Consider the following 25,794-nt stretch of genomic DNA (forward strand, 5'->3'; position numbering starts at 1 on the left):
ACATGAAGGGAGCCTCCTATGGTGAGGGGTAATCAGAAGCGGGTGACCGCCTCTGCTACCGACTGCTCCAGGTCTTCAATCGTCCCCGCATTGATGAGGGCTTTATCGAAGGCGTGATTGGCGAGAAGTCCTTCCGACTGATGGCCGGAAACAGGGATTTCCACGCGGGGGTTATAGACGCACCACGTCTCGCCACCCATGTTCTTCACGAGGTCGTATTCATTCGGGAAGCGCATATCATCGATCACCACTCGCTTGCCGTCTGCGATGATGCGGCGGGCTTTACGGGCAGCGATCGTTGTCCAGAGATTAGGGTCGATCTGATCACGACCCCACTCTTTACCGAGGGTCTGCATGATCTTGCGAGTGGTGAGACCGTCAAAGCCGAACTCCGTGAGGGGTTCTTCCTTGAGGTGACCCTCAACGTAGTCTTCGATTTGTTCAGGAGGGACGCCGATCTGCTCCAGGAAGCAGCGGGTCATTGCCTTGAGGGGGTCCGCGAACTTAACGTTCTGGTAGCCCAGCCCCTCTTTGAGGAGCCGGGTTGCCGTGGATTTCCCCATCTGTGCCGCAGGCGAATAGAAGGCAATCAGGTTGGGGTTCTTGGGGTCCAAAGGATTGGTTCCTTTTTCTTGAAGTCGTAATCGGATGCGCGGAGGATGCGGGCAACGCGGGCCTGCTGGAGAGCATCGGCCTCAGTGAGACCGGCCTTTTCGAATGCCTTGACGACCGTGGCCCAGCTCGGGTTATCCCCAAGGAGAGCCTCGGCTTTCTTCGGGCCGACCCCAGGGCAACCGGCATAGCCGTCCGTGGTGTCCCCGGTGAGCGTCTGGTAGAGGTGCCAGTAGTCGGCCTCGCTTTCGGAGATTTCCATGATGCCGTCTTCAAGGCGATGGACGAAAAGGCCGGGGATGGTCTTCATGTCCTTATCGATGGAGACGATGACCTTCTCGCCCTTGATGACGTTTGCAGTGGCGAGGATGCCCATGCAGTCGTCACCTTCTAGGCCGGGGCGGAAGTAGGCGTCATGCTCATCAATGAGCCACTGCTTGATCGCCTTGAGGACCAAGGGTTTCTTGGTGCCCTTCCGGTTTCCTTTGTAGGAAGGCAGGACGCCAAACCGGAAGTTACCTTCGCTGTCGGTGAGGCAGAGCTTGATAGCCGTGCCTTCCAACTCGGCCATTGTGCGGTCGATGGCTTCGAGAACCTTGGCTTTCGCCTCGTTCTCATCAGCATGCCACGTCCAGTATCCATCGCCCCAGTCGGTCGCTGTTTCGCAAACTGCAGCAGCTTGATAGGCCACCACGTCAGCGTCGATTAGGAGGGTTCGGCTCATGCTTCACCCCGCAGGGTGTGGAGGTGCTGGATACCAGAGGCGGTAATGCGCCATTCGCGGCCATACATGCCGGTGGCGATGCGGGTGGTAATGAAGCCGTCAGATGCGGCCATGCCGATCATGTCAGCGTTTTCTCGTGCAAAATCGCTCTTGGTCTTGAAAGGGCCATGCCAAGCGCGGCTGAGAACGTCAGTGAGTTTCTTTCCAGTTGTTGCCAATTTTGAACTCTCCGTCGATTGGGCAGCGAAACTTGAAGTGAGCGGTGCAATCCCTCATCGACTGGACGAGGACTTCTCCGACTTCGGTGGCGATTGGTTCGCGGGCATCGACCTGCAATTCGTCATGCACATGCGCCACGATGGCGAAGTCACGTCCGAATTGATATCCACGTCTGGATAGCTCCAGATACGCAAAGACGGTCGCCTGCTTGGCGATGAGGGCACCTGCGGATTGCAGGAGGGTGTTGAGGGCTGCATGGGGTGACCGGATGTGGAGCTTGCGTCCGTCCAGGCCAATGAGGTAACCGCGTTCTGCGGCCTTCTTTACAGCTTCACGAAGTTTCGCGATGGCTGGGGTCTTATCCAGGAAGCTCTTCTTGAGGCGCTTCCCTACCCGCTTGAGGTCATCCTCACTCGGGCTTGGGTTATACCCCAGCTCATTCTTGGCTGGGAAATACCGCTTGTAAACCGAGCAGCCTAGGCCGTCTCGGACTTCACGCATGGCGATGTCTGCCACAATAGACCCGGCTTTCGCATCACCGGCACCATAGAGGAAGCCGTAGATGAACGTCTTGGCCCCGCCTCGAAAGAGCTTGTGGATGGGGAATCGTTCCTCATCACGCTCGGTCCCGGCTGGGACGAAGCCAAGGGCGAGGACGTTGACCCAGTGGATGTCCCCTTCGAGAAGCATCCGGCCATACTCGCCGTCATCATAGCGAGCCATGAAGTGAGCGAGACAGCGAAGCTCCAGGCCCGAGAGATCAGCGCCGACCAGCTTCCGGCCTTTGGCGACACAGAACAATGCTCGGCAGTCTTCACCATATGGTGCGCCGACTGAGGGCACCTGGGCGACATTGGGACGAGAGTGGGTACAACGCCCGGTAACGGCACCATTCGTATTGACGCCACCATGGATGCGTCCTTTACGGACAAGACGCAGCCAGGCTTGATCTCCTTCGGCCAGCTGGCCAATTCGCTTTTCGATAAGGAAGTGATGAGCAAGAACCTTGGCTTCTGGCCAGGGGAGCTTTGAGAGGATTGTTTCATCGACCTTCGGTTGGCCATTCGGCGTAAACTCCTCGGGTTCCCAGCCGAAGTCCTTGAGGCGCTGGGCGATCATCTGGCGGGATGATGGGTTGAACTCGACAACCTTCTCTTTGAAGGTCGGTACGCCTTTGACCCACCCCTTGGTCTTGTTGTTGACCTTGGGGACATACGGGGTTCGGACGGTGATCGGCGGGAAGGAAACCTTGAGCTTCTCCGCGATCTCCTGCCGCTTGGCGATCAAAGTGGAATAGAGACGAGCAGCGCCCTCTTCATCGAAGCCGAAGCCGTAACGCTCCTGCATTGCGATGATGGTGGCGAAGGCATGCTCCAGCTCTATTGATTGAGGAGCATAACGTTTCGCTTCAATCCGCTGGAGGAGACCCCCAGTGACCCTGATGTCCTGCTCGCAATACGTTTGCATTTCAGGAGACCAGTGCGCCCAAGGGTCAAGCCCCTGCTCCTCCATCATCTTGGAGTAGTCACCCTTCCACTCTCCGAGGCGAAGGCCCCAGGCTTCAAGGCCGTGGGAGCCGATGAGCTTGCCTGGGAACTTCCCCTTGCGGGACTGCTTCGCATCCCAGTCCCCGAGGTTCGGGAAGATGAGGCGAGAGAGGACCAAGGTGTCCGTGATGCGGCCTTTCGGCTTGAACCACGGGAACACCTTCTGGATGGCGGGAATGTCGAACTTGATGATGTTGTGGCCAATGAGTTCACCGGCCTCCATGAGCAAGCGCACAGCCTGCTCGATGGTGATGGTGATCACGATACCCGCTGCTTCGTTCGGGTTTTTCCAGGTGTCGGCGTGATCGTGTGCTGAGTAAATGACCCCGGTGTCGAGGTCTTCCATGCAAATGGAATGGATGCGGTCGGTGGCATCAAGGAGACCGTTTGTCTCAATGTCGAAGTTATAGCGTGGACCGTCGATAGCAACCGGGGAACCATCAGGGTTCCGCCAGATGAATGGGGGGGAGATCAAGGGGATGTCCTCTCGCGGGAGTGACACCCACGAGCAAGAAAAAACCCCCTTCGATTAGATCGGAAGGAGGTTCGTCGTGGGGGTAATGTTGGGGGTGACCAAGGTGTGGTCGGGGTACTTTTCTTTGAGCCGTTCGTAGCGGCGCAGACTGCGGGCTTCGTCACCCTCCCGAAGCAGAGTGAAGGTTTTCGCCATCACGTCTTCAATGAAGGCATCGGTATATTCGAAGCGCCACTCGTCATCCTCGATCCAGGCGGCGATCTGGCAAATACCGAAGTCATTCCGCTGGGCGACACCGAGAGCCGAGTAATCGACACCGGGGTCTAGGAAGATGATGTTGAGATCGGTCTCGCCGTCCTTCTGGTAGCCTCGGACTTCCACGACTTCACCTAGGCCAGCGCAAGAAGGCGGTATGGATTGGGTCAGTAGCCAGCCGGAGGACTGGAGGGCTGCATCAATAGCGGACACGAGACCCGGACCATACGGTAGGAAGACGTCAAGGTCTTTCACCTCAGCACCATGGAAATGGTCACGAAGCGCGCCGCCCGAAAGGACAGGCTTGAAGGGATAGGCAGTAGCGCCGAGCCAGAAAAGTTCCGTCTTCCAAGCAGCCGGAAGCGCTCCCACGTTGGGGAATATGTTGTGCAGAGAGTGCATGAGGTTTCCTTAGAAAAGCGGGTGACGGTAGAGGTCGGGGTCCATAAAGCGCTTGGTGCGCTCGACGTAATATGCGTGGCGAGCTTGGTTGATCTCGCCATGGGTCACCGGCTCACCTCGGAGTGCTTCGAGGATTGCCAGCTCCATCTTCTCGGAAACCTTTGCGGCAGCTTCCTTTGCCATAGCGGCATGCGCCAGAAGATCACGGCGATGTTCAGGGGCGATACGAAGGGACATCCCGAGCTGACGGACCACGACTTGATCCATCTGAAAATCCTTAGGACCGCCTTTGTAGACGAGGACGTTGAATGGTGCTTTCTCGGTGACGATCTGGAATGGCAGACGCTCACCTTCGACCATGCGGTCAATGGCGAGTTCCAGCTTTTCCTTCTCTTCCAAGAGCTTCACCTTCTCCGCGACAAGCTTGCTCATTGCGGCGCTAAGCGTTGCGTTCGCTGCTTCTGCGCGTTCGGCCCGGTCGAGAACTTGGCCTAGATGGTTTCGGGCTTGGCCCAAAGCCTTCTTGGTTTCCCTGTTCTTGAACCGCGTCTTTCGGCCCTGGTTTTTCAGGAACTCGACATTGTACTTTTCAAGGGTGACCTCGGCTTCCAGCTTGGAGTTGCGCTCTTCGAGCGTCCGAATAGTCGCGGCCTGATTGGCTGCTCCCCTGATGAGTTTCTGGTTGTCGCCAGATAGTTCCCTGTTCTCTTTCCCGAGTGCACCAATTGCGGCTACTGCGGAGAGGACGTGCATGCTGGTGTCTTGGTGCATCATTTGCGGTTCCCTAAATTAGAACAGAACAGGAACATTTGTGTAACTCAAAGCACGGCAAAGAGCTAGGACAAATTTCCTATTCTGTTTCTGGTTGTGGATAGTGAGGATGAAATTCCTAGAATGGAATGTCGTCGGAAGTCTCGTTTTCGAACGGACGCTCTTCGGGCAGAGTGGTCTCGAAGAGCCGCCCGGTCTCTTGCTCATAACCGAGATAAATGACCTTGCCAGTTGCTTGGCCGGTGTATCGGTCCTTCAAAACCCGGAAGGTGGTGATAGACCGAAGCTCCTCATTCTCGTGCTGCTGATCGCGCTCCAGGCCAAACATGTAATGGCACCAGAAGCCGATGCTTCGGGAGCCTTTGAAATGCCTGATCATGACGCGACCACCTTCCTCGTGGGGCTTGCCCTCGGGGGTAGCTAAGTGACTGATGAGGATGATCATGCAGTCCAGCTCTTTCACGAGACCGCCGATCTCAGCCATGATGACTTCGAGGGCCTTGCGCTCATCCTCCTCGGCGGCAGCGAGTGCCGTGAGGTGGTCGAGGTAAAAGATGCGGACGCCCTCAGACTTGTTGAGGAACCGCATAGTTTCGCGGATGACTTCCCAGTCGGTCGCACCGAAGCTGTCATAGAGGAAGAGCTTGCCGCCAGCTTCGAGCTGGTCCACGGCCTGGGTCAATTCGCCTTCGGTCCATCCCGCATCGGGAACATGGAAGCGACGACCGGCAAGCTTTCCGGCTACACGCCGTCCGGTTTCCTCGGGCTGCTGCTCAAGGAAGAATAGGCCGACCGGCTGGTTAAGCTCGGTGATATCGAAGACAATCTGCTGGGTGAGGAAGTCGGTCTTGCCGATACCCGTGCCAGCCCCGAGAGCATAAAGTTCACCATAGCGACGGCCATAGGTTAGGTCCGTGAGAGAGCCGAGCCACCATGGGAGACCCCATTCGATTGGCTTGAGGAGCTTTTCCTTGATGTCCCCGAGGGTGACAATGCCGTCCGGTCGGTGGGTCTTAGCGTTCCACGCGGCCTGAACGATCTTGTCCCCCTCGCCTGCCATGAGCATCTCATTGGCGTCCTTGCGGGGAAGCTCGGCAATCTTGACCTTGCCCGATGGGAAGAGATCGAGACACGCTCGGGTCGCTTCCTTGCCGGGTTCATCCTGATCGAACATCAGGACGACTTCCTCAAATGAGTTCAGCCATTCGAGGTTTTTGGCGAGGGACTTCTTGGCACCCTGGGCACCATTCGGGATGGAGACCACGGGCCACTTGTGGTTCTGAACCTGGGAGACCGACATTGCATCGATCTCACCTTCGGTTATCACCACCCGGCGACCACCGGACGGCCAAAGGTGTTGCCCGAAAAGAAGGGCGTCACGAGAGGAGCCGAGGAAGGAGAAGTTCTTGTCCGCATCGCGGGTCTTCTGGCCCACGAGGTTGCCTTCTTCGTCATAGTAAGGAGCGGCCTGCACGGTCTTGCCGTGTTTGTTCTGGCCGACCAGATAGCCGAACTTTCGGCACGTCTCTTCGGTCAGCCCCCGCTTCGGCAAAGCGCGGTACTCGCCCTGGATAGGGTCAAACATGATGGTGCCTTTGGATTTTGATGGGGTGTAGCTGGAGCCATCGCCCCGCTCGCGGTAGCCGCAGCCATAGCAATGGGCGTGACCGTCCGAGTACCGGCCAAGGTTGTCCCTTGAGCCGCACTTGGGGCATGGCTCCTTGCGAACGAAGGAGCTTTCTTCTGTCATGCGTCGGTGGTTATCGACGGTTGATCATCGTTACGAGAAGAGAGATCACGTAGCCCAGCACCCAGGAGCCGAGGAACGGAGCAGAGTAGCCAAACGACCAAGCGGCGAGCTTGATGATGCCAGCCCAAATAAGGCCAGCGATCAGCAGGCCGATGAAGCGAATGAGATATTCCATGGTTATTCCTTGGGAAGCGTCTGGATGCCTTCGAGCATCAGAACGTCTGCATTGTCGGTGATCTGGAGAGCCTGCTCCGTTGTCAGCTCACGCCGAGAGACCGCACCGGCCAGCGCCTTGGCGTAGCTGGTGACGATCATGGTGATGACGGTATCGAGTGAGGTAATCGGGAGGCGCACTAAGGGTGGCCTCCGGCTCTTCATCGAACGAGGAGCCAGAGGTTTTCACCGGGCGGCTGGTGCTGGCACCCGCTCAAGAGAACGAAAGCCAGAACAACGGTGAGCACGATGAGGAAGGTGAGGAACTTTTCGGGTTCCGGGAGGAAGTTGGATGCGGCCATCATTCCCCCGCAAACTCACGAAGCAGCTTGAGCGCCTCAGCGTTGTCGCCCAGCATCACCTCGTCCCGCACCCGGCTGGCCTGAGCCTTGACCGCTGCGGCTCGTGCCTCGTGATCATCAGAGAGCCGCTCGGACCACTCATGCTTGGAGAAGTCGAAGGCGTTGACGACATCGGTGTGGTAGTTGATGTCGGTGCAGTCTGCCCGCAGCTTGACCTTGCCCTTACGGATGAGGTCTGCCCGCTCATGGCTAGCGAGCCGCTTGGCTGGCGTGGTGCAAGCCTTCCTCAGTTCTTCGAGCTTCCTTGCTTCGAGCTGATCAATTCGAGCGATGGTATATTTTGCTTGCTGCTGGTTCATCTTAGCGGACCCTCTTGCTGCGAAGGCTGTATTCCGCATACGGCGAACCGTTCGGGTCTTCCTTCATCTTCGTATCGATCTTCATGCCGCTGGCCTTGAGTTCGTGGACACGGGCGGCGAGCCGGAATGCACCATAGAGGCCGATAGCTTCGAGCTGGGTGAGAGAGCGGCCAGACAAGAAGTGCTGGCGGATGCGTTCAATCTTGGTCGTCATAGGCTCAGGCTCCGTGCTTGAGGAAGTTGCGCATCTGGTTGAGATCGGCGGAGACCTTGCCGGACTTGATTGCAGCAGTGGCAGCAGCAGCGAGGGAGCGCTTCATGCTCACCTTGCGGTAACCCTTGGTCGGGTGAAGGGTGCGCTCAGCGGAAGTCGGGATGGGGCGAGTGCGAGAAACGGGCATTGGATTTCCTATCGGTTGTTGATTGCGCATTGGCGCTGGAAACACAGAAGCCCCCCGGCCCGAGTGGACCGAGGGTGAGTGTGAGGATTGCTATGGTGAGGGGTAATCAGCGGACGCGGACGGTCTGGCCGATCTTGAGGGACTTGACCCGGATGCCTGGATTGAGCGCCGTGATCTGATCGACCGAGACGCCATACTTGCGGCCCAGGGCGAACAGTGTGTCACCCTCGACAATCGTGTGGTACGCCCAGCCGTTGTCCTTCGGTGCCTTCTTCGGCGTACCTTCGACGGGCTTGGGATTGACCACGGGTTCCTTCGTGAGGAACACGCCGGTCTGGTTCACCCAGCTCCGCACGTCGAAGCATGGGCAGTCCTTGGCGACCTTCGGGAAGTCCCGGTGGCCCTGGATGGTGGCCTTGGGATACTTGGCCTTGAGTTCGATGAGCAACTCGGCCAGCGCTGCATACTGAGCAGGCGTGAAGTTGTCCTGGCTGCGGCCATGTTCATCGACACCACCAGCAAGGCAGATGCCGACCGAGACGGAATTGTAGCCTTCGACGTGAGCGCCGATAGCATCAACCGGACGCCCGGTTTCAACACGACCATCGCGGCGGATGACGAAGTGATAGCCGATCATCAACCAGCCTTTGGCGCGGTGCCAGCGGTCGATGTCAGCGCGGCCAATGTCCTGGGATGGTCGCGTGGCCGCACAATGCACGGCGATGTAGTCCGTGCGGGTACGGGATTTCATTGACATGGGGTTTCCTTGATCCACCCGAGGGGGATGGTCTTGTCCGCGAATTGGAAACCGTTCTTGCGGCACCAGTCGGCGTAAGTCGTCGCGGAGGTCTTGGAGATTTTCGCCTTCGAGTTTGAGAAGACGAAGCGGATGTCCAGCTCGGGATGCTGGCCCTTGATGAGGATATGCTTCTGACGGTCGGCAGTGACGAAGCGACCCTTGGTTTCGATGATGATGCCATTCGGCAGCTCGAAGTCCGGGGTGTAGGTGGCCGTTCGGGCAGGCTTGGTGTATTTCACACGGCGCTCTTCGAACTTCACTTCGATGCCCAGGGCACGGAGCTGGTCTGCAACCTTCTCCTCTAGCCCTGAGCGAAAGCCTTCACGCAGGCCCACATCCCCCAGCTTGTCGGCGGGGGTGCGGTATCCCATGATTAGAAGTCCACCATCTCTTCTTCATCAGGAGCGCCGGACTGGTCCTCGTCACCATCGGGGAACGTGCTGTCGTCGTCTTCGTCCTTGGTGTACTCGTAGCCTTCTTCCTCACCGAAGCCGTAGGCGGATGCGGACTTGTCCCCGAACTGACGCAGCTCGATAATCTGGACGGCTTCGAGAGCCAGCTTGGCGGAAGCACCCACCGTTGTGGTCGGGGCATAGGGGATAATCTGGAAGCTGATCTTGCCGATGGTGCCACCACCGATTTCCGGCTCGTCCTTGATCGGCTTGCCCTTGGCATCGAACAGCGAGGGCTTGCGGGTCCACGGCTTGCCGGTCTTCTTCGAGACGCCGGAAGCTTTCATCGTGAACTTGAACTCGACTTCACCCGTGGGTTCGCCGGTCTCTTCGTCTTCGAGGTAGGCGTAGGGAAGATACTTCGTCTCCCACTTCTTGGCCTCGGCCACGTTCTTCGCGTTTGCCTTGGCTTCCTTGAGACTGTCGGCTGCGGCCTTGTCGCACTTGCTGATCAAGTCAGCCACGCCGGGGGCATCGGATGCGACCACGAGTTTGACGGAATACTCACCCTCGGCCTTGAACTTGGTGTCCGGCACGGTGAGCTTGGGGAATTTGAAAGCGCCCTTCATGGAAGTGAGGGTTGGACGCTGGGGGGCTTTTGCCATTGTTGAATTTCCGTTGGCTTGGCCCAAACAGAAAAACCCCCTGGCCGAGGTGGCGCAGGGGGCGAGCTTGGGCGGTTATGAGAATTGCTATGGTGAGGGGTAATCGCTCAGCGGCGGTGGATATTGGCTGCGATTAAGGGAGGCAGGCTGCGTCCTCGGGTCCAAGGATGGGTCACGATCTTTCCAGCTTGGCAGCGGCAGCGCCAAGTATGACCCGTCATCATCTCGGACAGGCTACCGTCAGGCTGCAATATGAGAACGCTTCCCGACCGCAACGTTCTAACACCTGAGCCATTGCAACGAGGGCAGTCCACGACACGTGCCACCTTGCCTCGGATGCGGAGGTAGATCATGCACCACCCTGCGGGCAGTTGCGCTCGGCCTGACGTACCAACGAAGGACGCGGATGTTCAGGCAGAAGGTGGTTGATAGAGTTGCCGAGCTGGACGTAAGGCTTGTCGGAAATCGAGACCTTCACGAACGCCCGCTTGCCGCTGTCAACATTCAGTGACACCCGATGGATGACGGTCTGATCTAGGCGGTAGAGGTGGTTGACCTTGGCGTGTTCGAGGCGGTCACCTGCTGAGGGTAGAGTGTAGGTTGCCATACGGTCGAAGACTTGCATCGATTCCTTATGGTTTTCGACCACCTTAAAGGGCCGGTCGGTGATGAAGAACTCAGTCGGGTTACGGTCGGCCCAGATGTAGTTCAGGTCATCTGTAAGGAAGCCATCACTGTGCCAGCCAGGGCGATTACCGGGGGCATCGGGGGTGACATGCAGAACCTTGACCGAAAGGTAGACGTAGCTGTCCTTCCAGCGCTGCCGTCCGTAGGTCTTGATCACGTCCATATAAACGCGGTCGATGACCTCCAAGTATGGGTCGAGTTGCTTGGGCAACTGCTCGGAATATGTTCCGGGCATCTTGATTGGCAGGTAGAGCCAGAACATCATCTCGGAAGTGTCGAGCTTCATTTCGCCCAAGTCTTTCGGGGCTGCGCCGTATATCGCGGGCGTTAGGTTCGTCATTCGCATTTCCTATTTGTCAGGTGCGCTTGACCAGACGAAAGCCAGCCCGAACCTGGGCGACTGTCTGGTTCAACATGCGCTGTGCGTTTTGGATGTTGAGTGCTGCTTGGTGACCGGGCTTACTCGCCAGCTCTTCCCGATGGAGGGATAAGGTGCGGCACCATGAGGAGACTGTGTTCGGCGTGATCTCAGGAGGCGTCACTTTTGAACGCCCCCGCGATCTTCTGGAGGAGTGAACGCTTGGGTGGTCGCTTCTGGAAATACTCGCCGTGTGGTCCGCATTTCCCCACTATCTCCCTGGCATCCCGGCAGTCGGGATACGTGGCACCGAGAACGGGGTCTGCCTTCTCGACCTGATGGTGAGTGCATACGAACCCGTACTCGGCTTTAGCGAACCGGCAGTCCACACAAGGATTGTAGACGCGGCTCATGCTCGATGAGCCTTGGCCAGCGCGGCAACATCGTAGCCCTGCTCACGGAGTTCCGTGGCCATTGCGAAGCTGACATTACGGCCAGACTTCCAGAGCACGATTGCCTTGCCGAGGGTGGACTGCATTTCATTGACGTTGGTGGTCATGGGGAAAATCCTTGTCGATTTGTGAGGATTGCTATGGTGAGGGGTAATCACCATCGCAAATGTTTCCACTAGTGGATTGATCAGGCGAAAAAGAAAGCGCTCTCAAGGACTTGAGACAAATCCAGGGAGCCTTTTTCAGGGAGCGGAGGAAGCTGGGTTCCTTCGGGGAGCATGGCCGTAATCTCTCGGCCAAACTCAGCAAGGACATCGTGGTCCCCGTACATTTTGACGAACTCTTCCCGGAGGAATTGAGCCATCGCCCAGGCGTTACCCGCGTGGGTTCCGTAGCTGTCATGGATGAGCGAGAACGAACGGATACCTTCGTCGTGGCATCGGGAAACGGTGAGCTGCATATGCGCCGCGTCCATTGAGTGGACCCAGTTGGGCGAGATGCCGCTTCCTTGCTTGCGCTTGTCGATCTTCTTAGATGCAACGTCGATGGAGAGCTGGAGGCGCACCTTCTGGAACGTCAGCTCAAGCCGCTTCTGTTCGCTCGTGGTGTATTCCTGCATGACCTTGAGGCCAGCCGGGGTATTCCAGATGACGGGCAGGCTTTCCTTAGCCGCGATCTTGGCCACCTTCTGGAGCCAGTCCATGGCACCAGCAGCCGCGACCACAACTTCACCCACGCAATCCCAAATGAGGAGACCGAGGAAGGAAGCCGCAGCGAAGCCGGTGCCCTCGAAGGGGAACGCCTCGCCCGCTGCCTGTTTCCAGGGGGTGACCGTATCGGTGAACACCTGTTCCCGGAAGCCAAACTCAGATGCACCATAGGCGAGCGTCATGACTGGGCGCTTGGTCACCTTGCGAGTGATGCCATAGGCCAGCCACTTCCGAGCCATCGAGCCATCGCTTTCAACAACGATGGTCTTGTTCTCCTTCGTCTCCTTGTCTTTCACTTCCTTGGTGGTCGTGTCTTCCGGGCATGCCGCATCGATATCACGGAGCTTCGCTATGAGGACCGAAGCGACCGTGGCATAGATATCGTTGGGCTTGTCGCTGGGCACGAGGTTGACTGCTGCCCCGCCGATCTCGTCCAAGAGCATGGCCGAGAAGTTCTGGAGGCCGTTGCATGTACCGTCCATCTGTACCGGCAGATGCGAATGAAAGGCGAAGCCCTCGGCAACGTAGCCCTGCCACTCGAAGCAGAACGCAAGCGCCTGCCATGGTTTCTCTGCGGTCAACCAGAAGCGGTTGTCGTAGGGGTTCTCAGCGGACGCGAGGATTTCCCTCTGGTTCGCCATGACCCACTCGACACGCTCATTCATCGAGCATTTGTCCACGCCCCAAAGACCAGCGCCGTGAATGGCCAGCCAGTCAGCTCCCTCCTCGTTCGTGATCGGGACCGAGTTTGCGAACTGGAGGAGACCATGGGACGCATCGTCGCCCTGGGGATTAAGGAAGAGCGGGACAGCGTAGACGCGACCACGGAAGTCCATCTGATGCGGGAAGTAGAACTCCTCCTCATCCTTGAACCGAGTGGCAACGCCCAGCATGCGGGAGAAAGCCAGACGCTTGGAGACGGCACGGGCGTTCGCCTCGTAGATGGTGGTCCGCTCGGACTTCCAACGCGAGAACTCTTCGAGCTGCTCCGGCGACATGTCTTCCCTCTTCATTTCCGGGGCGAGCCACATGGGTTTCTCCGGGAGCGGCATATCATCAGCCTGGGGTATGCATGCGAGGGTGGATTGATTATCCCAAAGCGAAGCCATCACCTCATAGACGCGGTGATTGATTGACCAAGCCGTGTTCTGCATCGCGTTGATCGAGTGGTAGACCTTCGGCATATCCACGCTCTCAAGGTCCATCAGATACTGACGGTTGCCGGTCTTGATGAGCCTGAGGTTGCGAACCCTGCCCGACCAGTAACCGCCTCGGAATGGAGAGGTCCACGGACGCGGTGGAACTAGGGTCGGAAGATAAACCGGAGACAACGGTGCAAGGCGGGAGTTCTCCGTGGCCAGCCAATCCAACGTTTCCTTGGTAGCGACCACGTAAATGTTGGTGTTGTGAGCGCCTTCCGATTGACGGACGATCTCAAAGAGGCCGGTCTGTTCCACGGCGATCTCGATCAGCTTCAAGCCGACCTTGGCTTTCACGTCTTGGCTCCAGTCCTGCCACTCGGCACCCTTATGCTTGGCATGCTTGGTCATGGCGCGCTTCTGGTGGACTGCGTTGTGTGTCTGCTCGCTGATCTTCTTCCTTGCGTATTCATAGGCGTCCTTGTCGTGACCCTTGAACGCATTGAAAAACAGCTCATCCTCGACCATCGCAGCGAGCCGGATGGACAGCGGCGTGAGCTTCATGCGCATGGAGACGTAATCGAAGAGGTTCCGCAGCGTGAGATGGGCAACCACGTCGAGGTCCGCATCTTTGAGATACGCCACGGCGGTATGCTTCTTCCCTGCCTTGCCTGAGCTTGCCTCGGCTAGAAATGCCTCAAGACCAGCGATCACTTGAGCGTGTGCATGGATGATCATGCGGCGCGAGGAGAGATTGGACGCCTCGGCGTTCTTCTCCCGGTTCTTTTCCAAGCCCTTCTCGAAGCGGGCGATGCCTGCCGAACGCATCTCTTCTTCAAGAGCGATCTGCTTTTCCCAAGCTTCATGCTCGGTCGGGAGGCATCCATGGGCGGCGAGAAAAAGTTCGTTAGTGGTGTCGAGTTCGATCAAGGGAAGAGCCTTCCAAAAGAAAAGGCCCGCCCTCGGAACACCTAAGTAAGTGAACCGGGGACTGGGCCTATGGTGAGGGGTTTTGTGAGATGCCTATGGTGAGGGGTAATCGGCGCACGGCTGATCATCCCTCTCGTTACGAAGGGGATGCCGTTGCCGTCTTTTCCTTAAGTGTGGGGTAATTGCCTGCGGTGCTGGCTCAGTAGGACGTCAAATTCCCGCATTTACGCCACAAGTCCTGCCACAGGCAGAGGAACCAACTATGCAAAAACGCTATGTTATGCAGTAGTGGATAGATATAAGTCGTAAAAAAGGCGCAGAACTGCTAGGTTCCACGCCTCGTTATTCTGAAACTATCCACGGATGACTAGACTAAAGGTGATCTTTTAAGTCTGCTGCGTCTACCGATTTCGCCACGTCCGCATTGCCGAGCCGCGTACCGTTTCGGCAGAGGCGCTGCAAAAAATCGTCATGTTTCTGGCGCCCGGCATTGGGGCCGGTCCCAAACACGACTGAGCCTCATCTACACAGGCCGAACCGTTTCGGTCAACGGGGCCTCGGAGCATTTCCAGGAAAAGTGGAACCCGGTTTTCCGTCCGGAAATGCGGCAAACAAAGAGCTGGAGCGTTTTTCCGATTCGAAGAAAAGCGAGAAGACTTTAGCCACACCAAGACTGATTTTTTGCCGGTGCCGGATGCGCGAGCCCTTCCCGCACGAGCTGATCGGCGAAAGAAACGCCCGAACGTGAAAGCCGTTTGCGTTCCGTGGCTTGCCCGCCAGCTTCGCCGGAAGACGCCACGTCGAAGGCGCCGGCGTTCAGCATGTCGCGAAGCCTGACCTTTGCAATGAAACCACGCTGGCGCTCTTCCATGCAGCGCGCCCGGTCGATCTGCGGCACTTCTATGCCGGCAAGCTGCATTTTCACGCCCTTCATCCAGAAGGTGTTGCCATCGGCCACGCAATTGTTGAGGCCGGAACGACCGCAAAAGGCAAAAGTACCGCTTTTTTCACCGAGCGAGATTTTTTCGACCGAAGGGCGCGTTTCCGGCAGGATAGCGGCGACCTGGCTCGGCTGCGAGGCGGATGGCATGGCGATAGGGCGCGGCGGCACCGGGCCGTTGCCGGGCAGAGCCGGCGATGCGGGACGAATGGACGCCACTTTCTGCGGCGTGACGGAATCGCGTTTGGCCGCCGTCGCGACTTTCGAAGAACTTGTGGCCGGAGATGTCGCCTTTGCAACATGCCGCTGCGGCAAAAGACTGTCGCGATGTTCGTAAGCCTGAATGCCGCCGGCAACGACGCCCAACATCAGCACCCAGGGCCAAACGCTGCCGCCACCCGATTTCTTCGCCGTGCGGCGTCGTGCTGTCGATTTTCGATTGCTCACGATCGGACTCCTTTTTACGGAGCCGCATTATCGGCCAAAGGAGTTTCCGAAAGGTTGGCATTGCCGGGTGTTTTCGTTTTTCAGAGAATCGGGAAAACGCCCTAACCCCTTGTTTTCTCGATTTCCCGAATGGAAAGCACGCAAATGAGCTGTGGATAAACCCTCAGCGAACCTGATCGAGAAGGCGCTTGCATTCGAGGAGATCGAACAGGGCCTCTTGCAAAAGCGCCTGGTCGTCCTTGCCGATGCTCGACTTGCCGACCGATATTTCCGCATCGCCGCCGCCACCGCCGAAGCCGAAAAAACGGCCGCTTGGCTTGGCCTTCGGGCGACCGACGACCTCGTCCCCATCGGTATCGATGACACGCGGTTCGGCGACTTCCTTTTCACCGCTCGCCGCCATGATGGCTTCCATGGTCGCGAGATCACCGGAGGCGATGGCCGCCACGAAGCGGTTGCCATTGGCTTTCAGCAGCTTCTGTACGCCCTTGATGGTGTAGCCATGGTCATAAAGAAGGTGGCGAATGCCCTTCAGGAGATCGATATCGTCAGGACGGTAATAACGGCGGCCCCCGCCCCGTTTCATCGGCTTGATCTGCGGAAAGCGTGTTTCCCAGAAACGCAACACATGCTGCGGCAGGTTCAGCTCATCCGCCACTTCACTGATCGTCCGAAACGCGTCGGGGCTTTTATCCAAATTTCCACTCCCATCCGAACCGAAGCGCCATGCATCCGGCCGGACACTGAACGAGAACGCTTTTCACCCGCCGGTCAAACACCACGCAAAGTCGGTTACGACCCCGCGCCGACGCCGTTGCGGCGAGATACAAATCACTAAAATTGATTATGATATGAGTCGACCGGATTTCAACGGCTTGCACGTTGAAATTCAAGTATGTTCACAAGAAGAATGGGGAAAAAGGCTTGCGATACGGCAAAAAAGGCGTGTTGCTTAGACCTGAAAGAGGGATTACGCCCCGGCCTTCTGGCCCTTCTGCTTGGCCTTGCGGGCCGTATGGGCCTTCAGAATGCGCTGCTTCAGCACGTTCGAGGCCTTGAAGGTCATGACGCGACGTGGGGAAATCGGAACTTCCTCACCCGTCTTCGGGTTGCGGCCGATACGCTCGTTCTTTTCCCGTATCTGGAATGTCGCGAAGGAAGAAAGCTTGACGACTTCGCCGCGGGTGATCGCGTTGCATATTTCGTCAATGATCGTTTCGACCAGTTCGGCGGATTCGGTGCGGGACAGCCCGACTTTACGAAACACAGATTCTGCAAGATCTGCGCGTGTCACTGTCTTCCCGGCCATTTTTCCCCGCAAACCGTGTCTGAACTCTTCTCTAGGAGCCGCCGAGATTATTTCCCTTGTGGCGACCGGTCAAGGGATTGTTCCAGATTCATTTGAGGCTTTCGGCAATCAGTGCAAGGGCTTAGAGCGAGTGATACGGTTTTGACACAGGCTTCGGCCGCTCCGGCGCTTCCGATCGGGGCGTGAGCGCGAAAATCACAACCGATTTCGCGCCAGCGCCCCGGCAAATGCGGAAATCAGGCCTTTACCAGCGCAGCAGCACCGCGCCCCAGGTGAAGCCGCCGCCCATGGCCTCCAGCATGACCAGATCGCCCTTCTTGATGCGTCCGTCACCAGCGGCAACGGCGAGCGCCAGCGGAATGGAGGCGGCCGAGGTATTGCCGTGCTGATCGACGGTAATCACGACCTTTTCCGGGTCGATGTTGAGCTTCTTTGCAGAGCCGTCAATGATGCGCTTGTTCGCCTGATGCGGAACCAGCCAGTCGAGATCGTCGGACGTCGTGCCCGTTGCCTCGAAGGCCTGTTCGATGACGTCGGTGATCATGCCGACGGCGTGCTTGAACACTTCCCGGCCTTCCATGCGCAGATGGCCGACCGTGCCGGTGGTGGAAGGTCCGCCATCGACATAAAGCTTTTCCTTGTGCGAGCCATCGGAGCGAAGCTGCGCTGTCAGAATGCCGCGATCGGCAGAAGTGCCTTCGCCTTCACCGGCCTCCAGAACCAGCGCGCCGGCGCCGTCGCCGAAGAGAACGCAGGTGGTGCGGTCCTTCCAGTCGAGGATGCGCGAGAAGGTCTCGGAGCCGATCACCAGAACGCGCTTGGCCATGCCGCCACAAATATAGAGATCGGCGGTCGATACGGCATAAACGAAACCGGAGCAGACGGCCTGCATGTCGAAGGCGAAACCATGGGTCATGCCAAGACGGTTCTGGATGTTCACCGCCGTTGCCGGAAAGGTGTTATCCGGGGTCGAGGTGGCCAGAATGATGAGGTCGATATCGTCGGGCGTCAGGCCGGCATTATCGAGCGCGGCGCGCGCCGCCGCTTCGCCGAGAGACGCGGTGGTTTCACCTTCGCCGGCGATATAGCGCTGCTTGATGCCCGTGCGCTGCACGATCCATTCGTCGGAAGTCTCGACGACCCCTTCGATTTCGCTGTTGGTCATGACACGCTTCGGAAGCGCTGCCCCGAAACCACGGACTATAGAGCGGATCATTCCCTTATTCCTCGTCAGCCACGAGAGCTTCGGGCGCCGGGGGCGGAAGCCGTCTTGCGTGGTAAATTTTCAGATCATTTTCAATCTTGGCCGTCAGGCCGTTGTGAACCATGTCGTAGCCGACATCGACGGCCGAGGCAAAACCGATGGCATCCGTGCCGCCATGGCTCTTGATGACGATACCGTTCAGGCCGAGAAACACGCCGCCATTGACCTTGCGCGGGTCCATCTTTTCACGAAGCACGTCAAAGGCGCTTTTTGCCAGAACATAACCGATCTTGGCAAAAAAGCTGCGGGAGATCGCTTCGCGCAAAAGCGTGGTGATCTGGCGTGCAGTGCCTTCGGCGGCCTTGAGCGCGATGTTGCCGGTGAAACCTTCGGTCACCACCACATCCACCGTGCCCTTGCCGATATCGTCACCTTCGACGAAACCGCGATAATCGATGGTGGCGAGATCGGCCTCGCGGATCAGACGTCCGGCCTCCCGCACCTCTTCCTGACCCTTGACCTCCTCGACGCCGACATTGAGCAGGCCGACGGTTGGACGGTCGATATCGAAAAGCGCACGCGCCATGGCGCCGCCCATCAGGGCGAAATCCAGCAGCTGCTGGGAATCGGCGCCGATGGTCGCGCCGATGTCGAGCACGATGCTTTCGCCCTTCAGCGTCGGCCAGATGCCGGCGATTGCCGGGCGTTCCACCCGCGCCATGGTGCGCAAACAGAATTTCGCCATGGCCATCAGCGCGCCAGTATTGCCGGCGGAAACGGCAACATCCGCCTCGCCGAGCTTCACGGCCTCGATGGCGCGCCACATGCTGGAGACGTAGCGGCCACGGCGCAGCGCCTGGCTCGGCTTCTCGTCCATGCTGACAGAGACTTCACAATCGTGAAAGACCGACTTTTCCCGAAGTGCGGGATATTGTGCCAGAATGGGGTCGCATTTGCTCTTCTGCCCGTAGAGCAGAAAAGTTACATCGTTGTGCCGTTCAAGCGCCTTGGCGGCACCGGGTATGGCAACATCTGGGCCGAAATCGCCACCCATGACGTCAATTGCAATTCTGATCACTCGTCCCTTATCCTTCTTCCCGCCAATCAGCGGTTTTGCGCGAAAATACCTTTTCCGGCCTTCGTTACAATAAAATTATTTCAGCCCAACGGGGCCATTCAGTCTTTTTTCCAATCTTTCAGCACGGCAAAGGGCGACGGGCGCTTTTCTTCTTCAGGCTCCCTGTCGGCCGCTTCGGCAAATTCCGCATCCGCTTTGCGCGGATAGGGATCGATCGCGAGTGCCGCAAATTCGGCAACCACCGCGCCGACGTCGATGCTGTCGCCGGTGAACTGGTCGGGAATATCCGGGCCGTCGGGGTCGAGCACGATCTCGCCTTCCTCATTGGTCACCATCCGCGCCAGTTTCGAACCTTCCGGAACGAAAATCTGCTCGACGGTCTCATCGATCTTGCTCGATACCGGCTCCAGCGTGACGACGCAGGATTGCGTTACCGCCGCATGCACTTCGCCCTTGATCTTGACGCCATCCTTCTTCCAGCGGGAAACCTGCAGCTCCGCCTTCAGATATTCGACGGAAACCACATTCCAGAATTTCGCCAGCGCCTTCAGTTCCTCGGCACTGGCTTCGAGACCAATCCTGACCGGATTGGCGGAAATATGGCCTACCTTTACGGGATAGGAAAAAGGCAGGTCGTCATTTGCAGGGTGTCGCGCGTTCATCGTGAACCTCATCGTCCAGGCAAGGGCAGCGTCAGGCTTCCGGTTGCTATTGTGTCTTCGGACTGGGCGGCAAGTTGCGCGGATGTGTCCATCATCCAGCCTGCCAGCCCCTCCATATCGGGCGCCTTTTCATTTACCTGCGGATATATATTGCGCCGGAGCGCCGCGGCAAGGGCAACGCGATCGGAAGCATCCAGCGCCGCTGCATAGGATTCAAGCCGCCCATAGAACATGCCGGCGAATTTCTTCATGCGCTTCGGCACGCCCTGATCGCCTATCCCCAATTCGCGAATGGAATGATCGAGGTCCTGAAAAAAGGCGTCGACGATCTCCTGGGCAATTTCCTGCCCGCTGACATCGGAGGATTTGGTGCGGCGGAAATAGAGAATCATGATGACCGACAGCATCTCGAAGCGGCCCATGACCGTATCGGGAACACCAAGATCGAGATAGAAAGCGGGCGTACGGGCCGCGGCGGTCAAAGTCGCATATTGCCGGTCGACAATGGCGCGATTGTTGTTTTTCTTCTTGAACAGCCCGAATATCATCGTTTTTTTTCCGAACGGGACGGGTGAATTCGCTTACCGCCCATCGCACTTGTTGCATGATCGTCAAAGCTGGTTTACCGAAGCATCCACGAATTGCAATGCTGTCGCGGTCACGTTCGTCTTTCGCCTGAAACAGTCGAAGAGAACTGGAGAGAGTTCCAAAAGACCGGGAAAGCATTGAATTTGGGGAGTGACCGGGATTTTCCGTCCCCGGATTGACACAATCATGTGCACAGACACTGTGCACCACGCAATGCCGGAAGGTGCCATTCATGATCGCAGTCGGGGAAAAGCAGTTGAGCAAGCAGAAATCCGCAAATCACGGCAATGTTCTGAGCAAGACCGCCATCGCAATCGTGCTCGCATCCGGCCTGCTTTCCGCCTGCAGCAGCACGACCGATGTGTTCCATAACGGCTACGTCATGGACGAGCAGTCGCTTCAGCTGATCCCGGAAGGTTCGAGCCGCGAGCAGGTTCTGCTGACCATGGGCACGCCCTCCACCACCGCGACCTTCGGCAACGAGGTTTTCTATTACATCTCGCAGAAGCGCGTGCGCCGCGCGGCCTTCATGAAGCCGGCGCTGGTCGAGCAGAACATTCTCGCGATCTACTTCAACAAGGACGGCGTAATCGAGCGCAAGGCCAACTATACGCTGCAGGACGGCAAGGTCTTCGACACGATTTCGCGCACCACGCCGACGGGCGGCAAGGACCTCACCTTCCTGCAGCAGCTGCTTTCCGGCGGTACCTCGGGCGCCAATATCGCCAAGAGCATTCTGGGTCAGGGCAACAACACCCCCTGATCGGAAGAAGAAACGGAAAATTCAAAGGCCCGGGGATCGCTCCCCGGGCCTTTTTCATTGTTCGGAACATAAGCCCTCAGTGGGCAAGAACCGCAAGCAGCAGCAGCGCCACTATATTGGTGATCTTGATCGCCGGGTTGACGGCGGGACCGGCGGTATCCTTATAGGGATCGCCGACCGTATCGCCCGTCACCGACGCCTTGTGGGCGTCCGAACCCTTGACGTGGCGCACGCCGTCCTTGTCGATGAAACCATCTTCGAAACTCTTCTTGGCATTGTCCCATGCACCGCCACCGGAGGTCATGGAAATCGCCACGAAGAGGCCGTTGATGATGACGCCAAGCAGCGATGCGCCAAGTGCCGCGAAGGCCGACGCCTTGGAGCCGGAAATGGCCAGCACACCGAAATAAACGACGAGCGGCGCCAGAACCGGCAGGAGCGACGGGATGACCATTTCCTTGATCGCTGCCCGTGTCAGCAGGTCCACGGCCTTGCCGTAATCAGGCTTTTCCGTTCCGGCCATGATGCCGGGCTTTTCGCGGAACTGGCGGCGCACTTCCTCGACAATAGAGCTTGCCGCCTTACCCACCGCCGTCATGGCGATACCGCCGAAGAGATAGGGGATGAGGCCGCCGAACAGCAGGCCGGCAACAACGTAAGGATTGGCGAGGCTGAAGGAAATCTCGCCAATGTCCTTGAAGTAGGGATAGGTATCGCCATTGGCGGCGAAATAGGACAGGTCGTTGGCATAGGCGGCAAACAGCACCAAGGCGCCGAGACCGGCCGAGCCGATGGCATAACCCTTGGTCACGGCCTTGGTGGTATTGCCAACGGCATCCAGCGCATCGGTCGCCTTGCGAACGTCTGGATCAAGACCAGCCATTTCGGCGATGCCGCCGGCATTGTCCGTGACCGGACCGAAGGCGTCGAGTGCGACGATCATGCCCGCCAAGCCGAGCATGGCGGTAACGGCAATACCGGTGCCGAACAGGCCGCCAAGCTGGTAGGTGCCGATGATGCCGCCGACGATGACGATGGCCGGCAGCGCCGTTGATTCCAGCGACACCGCAAGGCCCTGAATGACGTTGGTGCCGTGGCCGGTGACCGATGCCTGGGCGATGGAGTTGACCGGCCGCTTGTTGGTGCCGGTATAATATTCGGTGATGACGACGATCAGCGCCGTCACGACGAGGCCGACCAATCCGCAGAAGAAGAGATTGGTGCCGGTGATCTCCATGCCGGCCACAGTGCCGATCGTTCCCCAGCCAACCGTGGCATAGGTTGCCACGGCAAGGCCGGCGACGGAAAAGATGCCGGTGGCAATGAGCCCCTTATAGAGAGCGCCCATGATGGAGTTGTTGGTGCCGAGCTTGACGAAGAAAGTGCCGGCAATCGACGTCAGAATACACGCGCCGCAAATCGCCAGCGGATAGACCATGGCGCTTTCCAGTATCGGCGTTCCCGCAAAGAAGATGGCGGCGAGAACCATGGTCGCGACAACGGAGACGGCATAGGTTTCGAAGAGGTCAGCCGCCATGCCGGCGCAATCGCCGACATTGTCGCCCACGTTATCGGCAATCGTTGCCGGGTTGCGCGGGTCGTCCTCGGGAATGCCGGCCTCGACCTTGCCGACGAGATCGCCGCCGACATCCGCACCCTTGGTGAAGATGCCGCCGCCGAGACGGGCGAAGATGGAGATCAACGAAGCGCCGAAACCGAGCGACACCAGCGCGTCGATCACCTCACGCGAGCCGGGCGCGTGGCCCATCACCGCGGTGAGGATGTAATAATAGATCGAGACGCCGAGCAGCGCGAGACCCGCCACCAGCATGCCGGTGATGGCGCCCGACTTGAAGGCAATATCGAGACCGGCGGAAAGGCTGTGCGAGGCGGCCTGCGCGGTGCGCAGATTGGCGCGCACGGAGACATGCATGCCGACAAAACCGGCGACACCGGACAGAACCGCGCCGATGATGAAACCGATAGCCGCCATGGAGGACAAGAGATACCAGGCCAGAATGGCGACTATCAGTCCGACGATGGCGATGGTGAGATATTGACGGGTGAGATAAGCCTGCGCACCTTCACGGATAAAACCTGCTATTTCACGCATACGCTCGTTGCCCTGATCGGCATCGAGAACGCTTTTGGTGGCCCATACCGCGTAAACGACGGACAGGACACCGCATAAAATTACTATGGGTATTACGGTCATGCGCACTTACCTCCCAAAAGGCCGGGTCTCACTCCCTCCCCGGCGTGGCGAAACCTTGTGCAGGGAGATGCGGACGGCCTGTCCCAAATCCCGTCTTGGGCATTTGTTCCCCTCCCAAGGAAAAATGTCCTCGGAGCGGAGATTGCGTTGGCGCGAGGTGCCGCGTCAAGCCCACAAATTTGCCTGAAACTTGAAAGGAGTAGAGTGCGGCGCGCGACTCAGGCTGCTTTTTTGCGGCTTGTCAGGACGAGCGACAGGACAAGCAGGAGGCAAAGCCCGGCAACCGGCCAGATGACGAGGTTCATCACCGACCAGCCCCAGGCCGTAAACACCTTGCCGGAAGAGAAGGATGACAGCGCCACGGTGCCAAACAGCACGATATCGTGGAAACCCTGCACCTTGTCCGCCTCATGCGGGCGGTAACTGGAGGTGATGATGGCGGTCGCGCCGATGAAGCCGAAATTCCAGCCGAGGCCAAGCAGGATGAGCGCCGCCCAGAAATTCCACAGCTCTATGCCCATATGGGCGACGATGGCGCAGGCCATCAGCACGATCAGGCCGACTGCCACGATTTTTTCCGCCCCGAATCGGGAAATCAGCATGCCGGTGAAGAAGCTCGGGCCGAACATGGCGAGAACGTGCCACTGGATGCCGAGCGTGGCGAGTTCGGTGGGGAAACCGCAGCCGACGACCATGGCGAGCGGTGCGCCGGTCATCATGAAGGTCATCAGGGCATAGGAACCGATGCCGCAGATCATGCCGGTGATGAAACGCTGCGTGCGGACGATTTCCGACAGCGGCCTTACCGATTCGACATGGGCGGCGGCCGCCTTGGGGTCGGGCAATTTCAGAAACGCCAGAATGGCGATCGAGACGAGGCCGAGCGGAACGAGCGCCAGAAAAGCGCCGGCAAAGGTGACCGGCGCAAGCAGGTCCTTGCCGAAAATGGCGAGTTGCGGCCCGACAATCGCGGAAATGATGCCGCCGGCCAAAATCCAGGAGATCGCCTTAGGCTTGTAAAAGGATGGAGAGGCGTCGGCTGCGGCGAAACGGATTTTTTGCGTGAAGCCGCCGGAAATGCCGATCAGCAGCAGGCCGACGGCAAACAGCCAGAAATCCGAACGGAAGAGCGCCACGGCGGCAATGCCGCCGCCGATGGAGCACATCAGCGCGCCGACCATGAAGCCTGCCTTGCGGCCGAGGAAGCGGGATGCGGCCGCCACGCAGATCGCGCCGAGCGCAACGCCGATATTGAAGCCGGTGAGAGGCGCGGTCGCCAGCGACTTGTCCGCGCCGAGCAGCTGATAGCCGGCAAGTGCGCCGACCGAAAAGCTTAAGGGCGCAGCCGATCCCATGATCGCCTGCGCGATGGTGAGGAGAAAGACGTTGCGCTTCGCCTCGTCCAGTTGAACTTCAAGTCCGGGGACGGAAACCGCGCTCATATCTTCCTCACCTAACGTATTTTAGCGTTTTGCCTCGCCGCGCACCTGCTTGGCAATGCGGTCCAGAACCGCATTCACCAGCTTGGGCTCGTCATGCTCGAAGAAAGCACGGGCGATTTCAACATATTCCGTGACGATGACGGCGACCGGCACGTCCTTGCGCTCGAGAATCTCGAAAGTGCCGGCCCGCAGGATGGCGCGCACGGTAGCATCGAGGCGCGACAGCGGCCAGTCTTCCAGAAGGGCGGAGCGCACCAGCGGGTCGATCTTCGTCTGATCTCGGACGACGCCGGAAACGATGGAACGGAACCAGGACGGGTCAGCCTTCAGATAGGTATCGCCGTCGACTTCCTGCCCAAGACGGTGCGCCTCGTATTCGGCCACGACTTCCATGACGCCGGTTCCGCCGACATCCATCTGGTAAAGCGCCTGCACGGCCGCAAGGCGGGCCGCGCCGCGCTGGTTGGCGGGCTTTACCGAAGGCTGGCGCGGTTCGCCGCCATTTTCAACGTTCGACATGCGCTCAGCCACCCAGCTTCTTCTTCAGCTCGATCATGGTCAGCGCCGCACGCGCCGCAAAACCGCCCTTGTCCTTGTCGGAACGACGCACGCGCGCCCATGCCTGCTCGTCATTCTCGACGGTGAGGATCCCGTTGCCGATCGGCAGCGATTCGCTGACAGCGAGATCCATCAGGGCGCGGGAGGATTCGTTGGAGACGATGTCGAAATGGTAGGTCTCGCCACGGATTACCATGCCGAGCGCAACGAAACCGTCATATTCCGTGCCGTCATTGTCAGCACCGTCAAGCGCCATGGCGATGGCGGCGGGGATTTCCAGCGCACCGGGAACGGTAATGACGTCATAGGTGGCGCCGGCTTCATCGAGCGCGAATTTCGCGCCTTCGAGAAGGGCATCCGCCATATCGTCGTAAAAACGTGCTTCCACGATAAGAAGATGGGGTTTGGACATGATATTTTCCTGAA

At 58.5% G+C, this 25,794-nt stretch carries 31 protein-coding genes; 1 reads left to right on the forward strand and 30 read right to left on the reverse strand.

Features of this window, described 5'->3' with window-relative positions; translation table 11 throughout:
* Positions 1-32: 32 nt before the first annotated feature.
* From F3H58_RS05910 to F3H58_RS06025, 26 genes are all read right to left on the reverse strand, one after another.
* Positions 33-614 carry a deoxynucleotide monophosphate kinase family protein gene (locus tag F3H58_RS05910; RefSeq protein WP_149741532.1) on the reverse strand — a complete coding sequence of 194 codons (582 nt, stop codon included), beginning with the start codon at positions 612-614 and terminating at the stop codon, positions 33-35.
* Positions 590-1,336 (reverse strand): exonuclease, encoded by a 747-nt coding sequence (locus tag F3H58_RS05915; protein WP_149741533.1) that lies wholly within the window; start codon positions 1,334-1,336, stop codon positions 590-592. The genes F3H58_RS05910 and F3H58_RS05915 overlap by 25 nt, the downstream gene beginning before the upstream one ends.
* Positions 1,333-1,554: a hypothetical protein gene (locus F3H58_RS05920; RefSeq protein ID WP_149741534.1), complete on the reverse strand. Its 222-nt coding sequence runs from the start codon at positions 1,552-1,554 to the stop codon at positions 1,333-1,335. Before F3H58_RS05920 ends, F3H58_RS05915 begins: the two co-directional genes overlap by 4 nt.
* Positions 1,526-3,577 (reverse strand): DNA polymerase, encoded by a 2,052-nt coding sequence (locus tag F3H58_RS05925; RefSeq protein ID WP_210246909.1) that lies wholly within the window; start codon positions 3,575-3,577, stop codon positions 1,526-1,528. Before F3H58_RS05925 ends, F3H58_RS05920 begins: the two co-directional genes overlap by 29 nt.
* Before the next feature lie 54 nt (positions 3,578-3,631).
* Positions 3,632-4,234 (reverse strand): hypothetical protein, encoded by a 603-nt coding sequence (locus F3H58_RS05930; RefSeq protein WP_149741535.1) that lies wholly within the window; start codon positions 4,232-4,234, stop codon positions 3,632-3,634.
* 9 nt (positions 4,235-4,243) lie between these two features.
* Positions 4,244-5,008 carry a hypothetical protein gene (locus F3H58_RS05935; RefSeq protein WP_113090373.1) on the reverse strand — a complete coding sequence of 255 codons (765 nt, stop codon included), beginning with the start codon at positions 5,006-5,008 and terminating at the stop codon, positions 4,244-4,246.
* A gap of 115 nt (positions 5,009-5,123) precedes the next feature.
* Positions 5,124-6,755 (reverse strand): toprim domain-containing protein, encoded by a 1,632-nt coding sequence (locus F3H58_RS05940; protein ID WP_210246910.1) that lies wholly within the window; start codon positions 6,753-6,755, stop codon positions 5,124-5,126.
* Positions 6,756-6,765: 10 nt separating this feature from the next.
* A complete protein-coding gene (locus tag F3H58_RS27125; RefSeq protein ID WP_188128792.1) occupies positions 6,766-6,930 on the reverse strand; it encodes a hypothetical protein in 165 nt (54 codons plus the stop codon).
* A gap of 2 nt (positions 6,931-6,932) precedes the next feature.
* On the reverse strand, positions 6,933-7,109 hold the full coding sequence (locus F3H58_RS27130) for a hypothetical protein (RefSeq protein ID WP_188128793.1): 177 nt from the start codon (positions 7,107-7,109) through the stop codon (positions 6,933-6,935).
* Between the two features lie 20 nt (positions 7,110-7,129).
* Positions 7,130-7,270 (reverse strand): hypothetical protein, encoded by a 141-nt coding sequence (locus F3H58_RS27135; protein ID WP_188128794.1) that lies wholly within the window; start codon positions 7,268-7,270, stop codon positions 7,130-7,132.
* Positions 7,270-7,629, reverse strand: coding sequence for a hypothetical protein (locus F3H58_RS05945; RefSeq protein WP_149741536.1), 360 nt, complete (start codon positions 7,627-7,629; stop codon positions 7,270-7,272). Before F3H58_RS05945 ends, F3H58_RS27135 begins: the two co-directional genes overlap by 1 nt.
* A gap of 1 nt (position 7,630) precedes the next feature.
* Positions 7,631-7,843: a helix-turn-helix domain-containing protein gene (locus F3H58_RS05950; RefSeq protein WP_113090377.1), complete on the reverse strand. Its 213-nt coding sequence runs from the start codon at positions 7,841-7,843 to the stop codon at positions 7,631-7,633.
* Positions 7,844-7,847: 4 nt separating this feature from the next.
* Positions 7,848-8,030 (reverse strand): hypothetical protein, encoded by a 183-nt coding sequence (locus F3H58_RS05955; protein ID WP_149741537.1) that lies wholly within the window; start codon positions 8,028-8,030, stop codon positions 7,848-7,850.
* A 106-nt stretch (positions 8,031-8,136) separates the two neighbouring features.
* Positions 8,137-8,781: an N-acetylmuramoyl-L-alanine amidase gene (locus F3H58_RS05960; protein WP_210246911.1), complete on the reverse strand. Its 645-nt coding sequence runs from the start codon at positions 8,779-8,781 to the stop codon at positions 8,137-8,139.
* The gene (locus F3H58_RS05965) at positions 8,778-9,200 is read right to left on the reverse strand and encodes an endodeoxyribonuclease (RefSeq protein ID WP_113049071.1); all 423 of its coding nucleotides are present in this window, start codon (positions 9,198-9,200) and stop codon (positions 8,778-8,780) included. Before F3H58_RS05965 ends, F3H58_RS05960 begins: the two co-directional genes overlap by 4 nt.
* A gap of 2 nt (positions 9,201-9,202) precedes the next feature.
* On the reverse strand, positions 9,203-9,886 hold the full coding sequence (locus F3H58_RS05970) for an ssDNA-binding protein (protein ID WP_149741539.1): 684 nt from the start codon (positions 9,884-9,886) through the stop codon (positions 9,203-9,205).
* A 349-nt stretch (positions 9,887-10,235) separates the two neighbouring features.
* On the reverse strand, positions 10,236-10,913 hold the full coding sequence (locus tag F3H58_RS05975; RefSeq protein ID WP_188128795.1) for a hypothetical protein: 678 nt from the start codon (positions 10,911-10,913) through the stop codon (positions 10,236-10,238).
* 427 nt (positions 10,914-11,340) lie between these two features.
* Entirely contained in the window at positions 11,341-11,490 is a 150-nt protein-coding gene (locus F3H58_RS27140; RefSeq protein ID WP_162180300.1) for a hypothetical protein, read from the reverse strand.
* Between the two features lie 80 nt (positions 11,491-11,570).
* Complete coding sequence (locus F3H58_RS05990) at positions 11,571-14,162, reverse strand: DNA-directed RNA polymerase (RefSeq protein WP_149741542.1); 2,592 nt, start codon at positions 14,160-14,162, stop codon at positions 11,571-11,573.
* Positions 14,163-14,820: 658 nt separating this feature from the next.
* On the reverse strand, positions 14,821-15,549 hold the full coding sequence (locus tag F3H58_RS05995) for a nuclease (protein WP_149741543.1): 729 nt from the start codon (positions 15,547-15,549) through the stop codon (positions 14,821-14,823).
* Positions 15,550-15,712: 163 nt separating this feature from the next.
* Positions 15,713-16,246: a MerR family transcriptional regulator gene (locus F3H58_RS06000; protein WP_149741544.1), complete on the reverse strand. Its 534-nt coding sequence runs from the start codon at positions 16,244-16,246 to the stop codon at positions 15,713-15,715.
* 273 nt (positions 16,247-16,519) lie between these two features.
* A complete protein-coding gene (locus F3H58_RS06005) occupies positions 16,520-16,858 on the reverse strand; it encodes an integration host factor subunit alpha (protein WP_003502236.1) in 339 nt (112 codons plus the stop codon).
* Positions 16,859-17,102: 244 nt separating this feature from the next.
* Positions 17,103-18,074, reverse strand: a complete 972-nt coding sequence (locus F3H58_RS06010) for a beta-ketoacyl-ACP synthase III (RefSeq protein WP_149741545.1) — start codon at positions 18,072-18,074, stop codon at positions 17,103-17,105.
* Positions 18,075-18,078: 4 nt separating this feature from the next.
* Positions 18,079-19,140 carry a phosphate acyltransferase PlsX gene (gene plsX, locus F3H58_RS06015; protein WP_080817235.1) on the reverse strand — a complete coding sequence of 354 codons (1,062 nt, stop codon included), beginning with the start codon at positions 19,138-19,140 and terminating at the stop codon, positions 18,079-18,081.
* A gap of 98 nt (positions 19,141-19,238) precedes the next feature.
* Positions 19,239-19,802, reverse strand: coding sequence for a YceD family protein (locus F3H58_RS06020; RefSeq protein ID WP_149741546.1), 564 nt, complete (start codon positions 19,800-19,802; stop codon positions 19,239-19,241).
* An 8-nt stretch (positions 19,803-19,810) separates the two neighbouring features.
* Entirely contained in the window at positions 19,811-20,350 is a 540-nt protein-coding gene (locus tag F3H58_RS06025) for a ubiquinol-cytochrome C chaperone family protein (RefSeq protein WP_149741547.1), read from the reverse strand.
* Between the two features lie 272 nt (positions 20,351-20,622).
* Between F3H58_RS06025 and F3H58_RS06030 the strand changes: the two genes are divergently transcribed.
* Positions 20,623-21,153 (forward strand): outer membrane protein assembly factor BamE, encoded by a 531-nt coding sequence (locus tag F3H58_RS06030; protein WP_149741548.1) that lies wholly within the window; start codon positions 20,623-20,625, stop codon positions 21,151-21,153.
* Between the two features lie 76 nt (positions 21,154-21,229).
* Here the strand turns inward: F3H58_RS06030 and F3H58_RS06035 are convergent, their stop codons facing one another.
* The 4 genes from F3H58_RS06035 to F3H58_RS06050 form a co-directional block, all read right to left on the reverse strand.
* Positions 21,230-23,368, reverse strand: a complete 2,139-nt coding sequence (locus F3H58_RS06035) for a sodium-translocating pyrophosphatase (RefSeq protein ID WP_149741549.1) — start codon at positions 23,366-23,368, stop codon at positions 21,230-21,232.
* A gap of 218 nt (positions 23,369-23,586) precedes the next feature.
* Entirely contained in the window at positions 23,587-24,810 is a 1,224-nt protein-coding gene (locus F3H58_RS06040; RefSeq protein ID WP_149741550.1) for an MFS transporter, read from the reverse strand.
* A 21-nt stretch (positions 24,811-24,831) separates the two neighbouring features.
* Positions 24,832-25,329, reverse strand: coding sequence for a transcription antitermination factor NusB (nusB, locus tag F3H58_RS06045; RefSeq protein WP_004441180.1), 498 nt, complete (start codon positions 25,327-25,329; stop codon positions 24,832-24,834).
* 4 nt (positions 25,330-25,333) lie between these two features.
* Positions 25,334-25,780 (reverse strand): 6,7-dimethyl-8-ribityllumazine synthase, encoded by a 447-nt coding sequence (locus tag F3H58_RS06050; RefSeq protein ID WP_020809943.1) that lies wholly within the window; start codon positions 25,778-25,780, stop codon positions 25,334-25,336.
* Positions 25,781-25,794 lie beyond the last annotated feature (14 nt).

It is taken from the genome of Rhizobium sp. NFACC06-2 (assembly GCF_900101425.1).
GTDB classification, from domain to species: Bacteria; Pseudomonadota; Alphaproteobacteria; order Rhizobiales; family Rhizobiaceae; genus Agrobacterium; species Agrobacterium leguminum.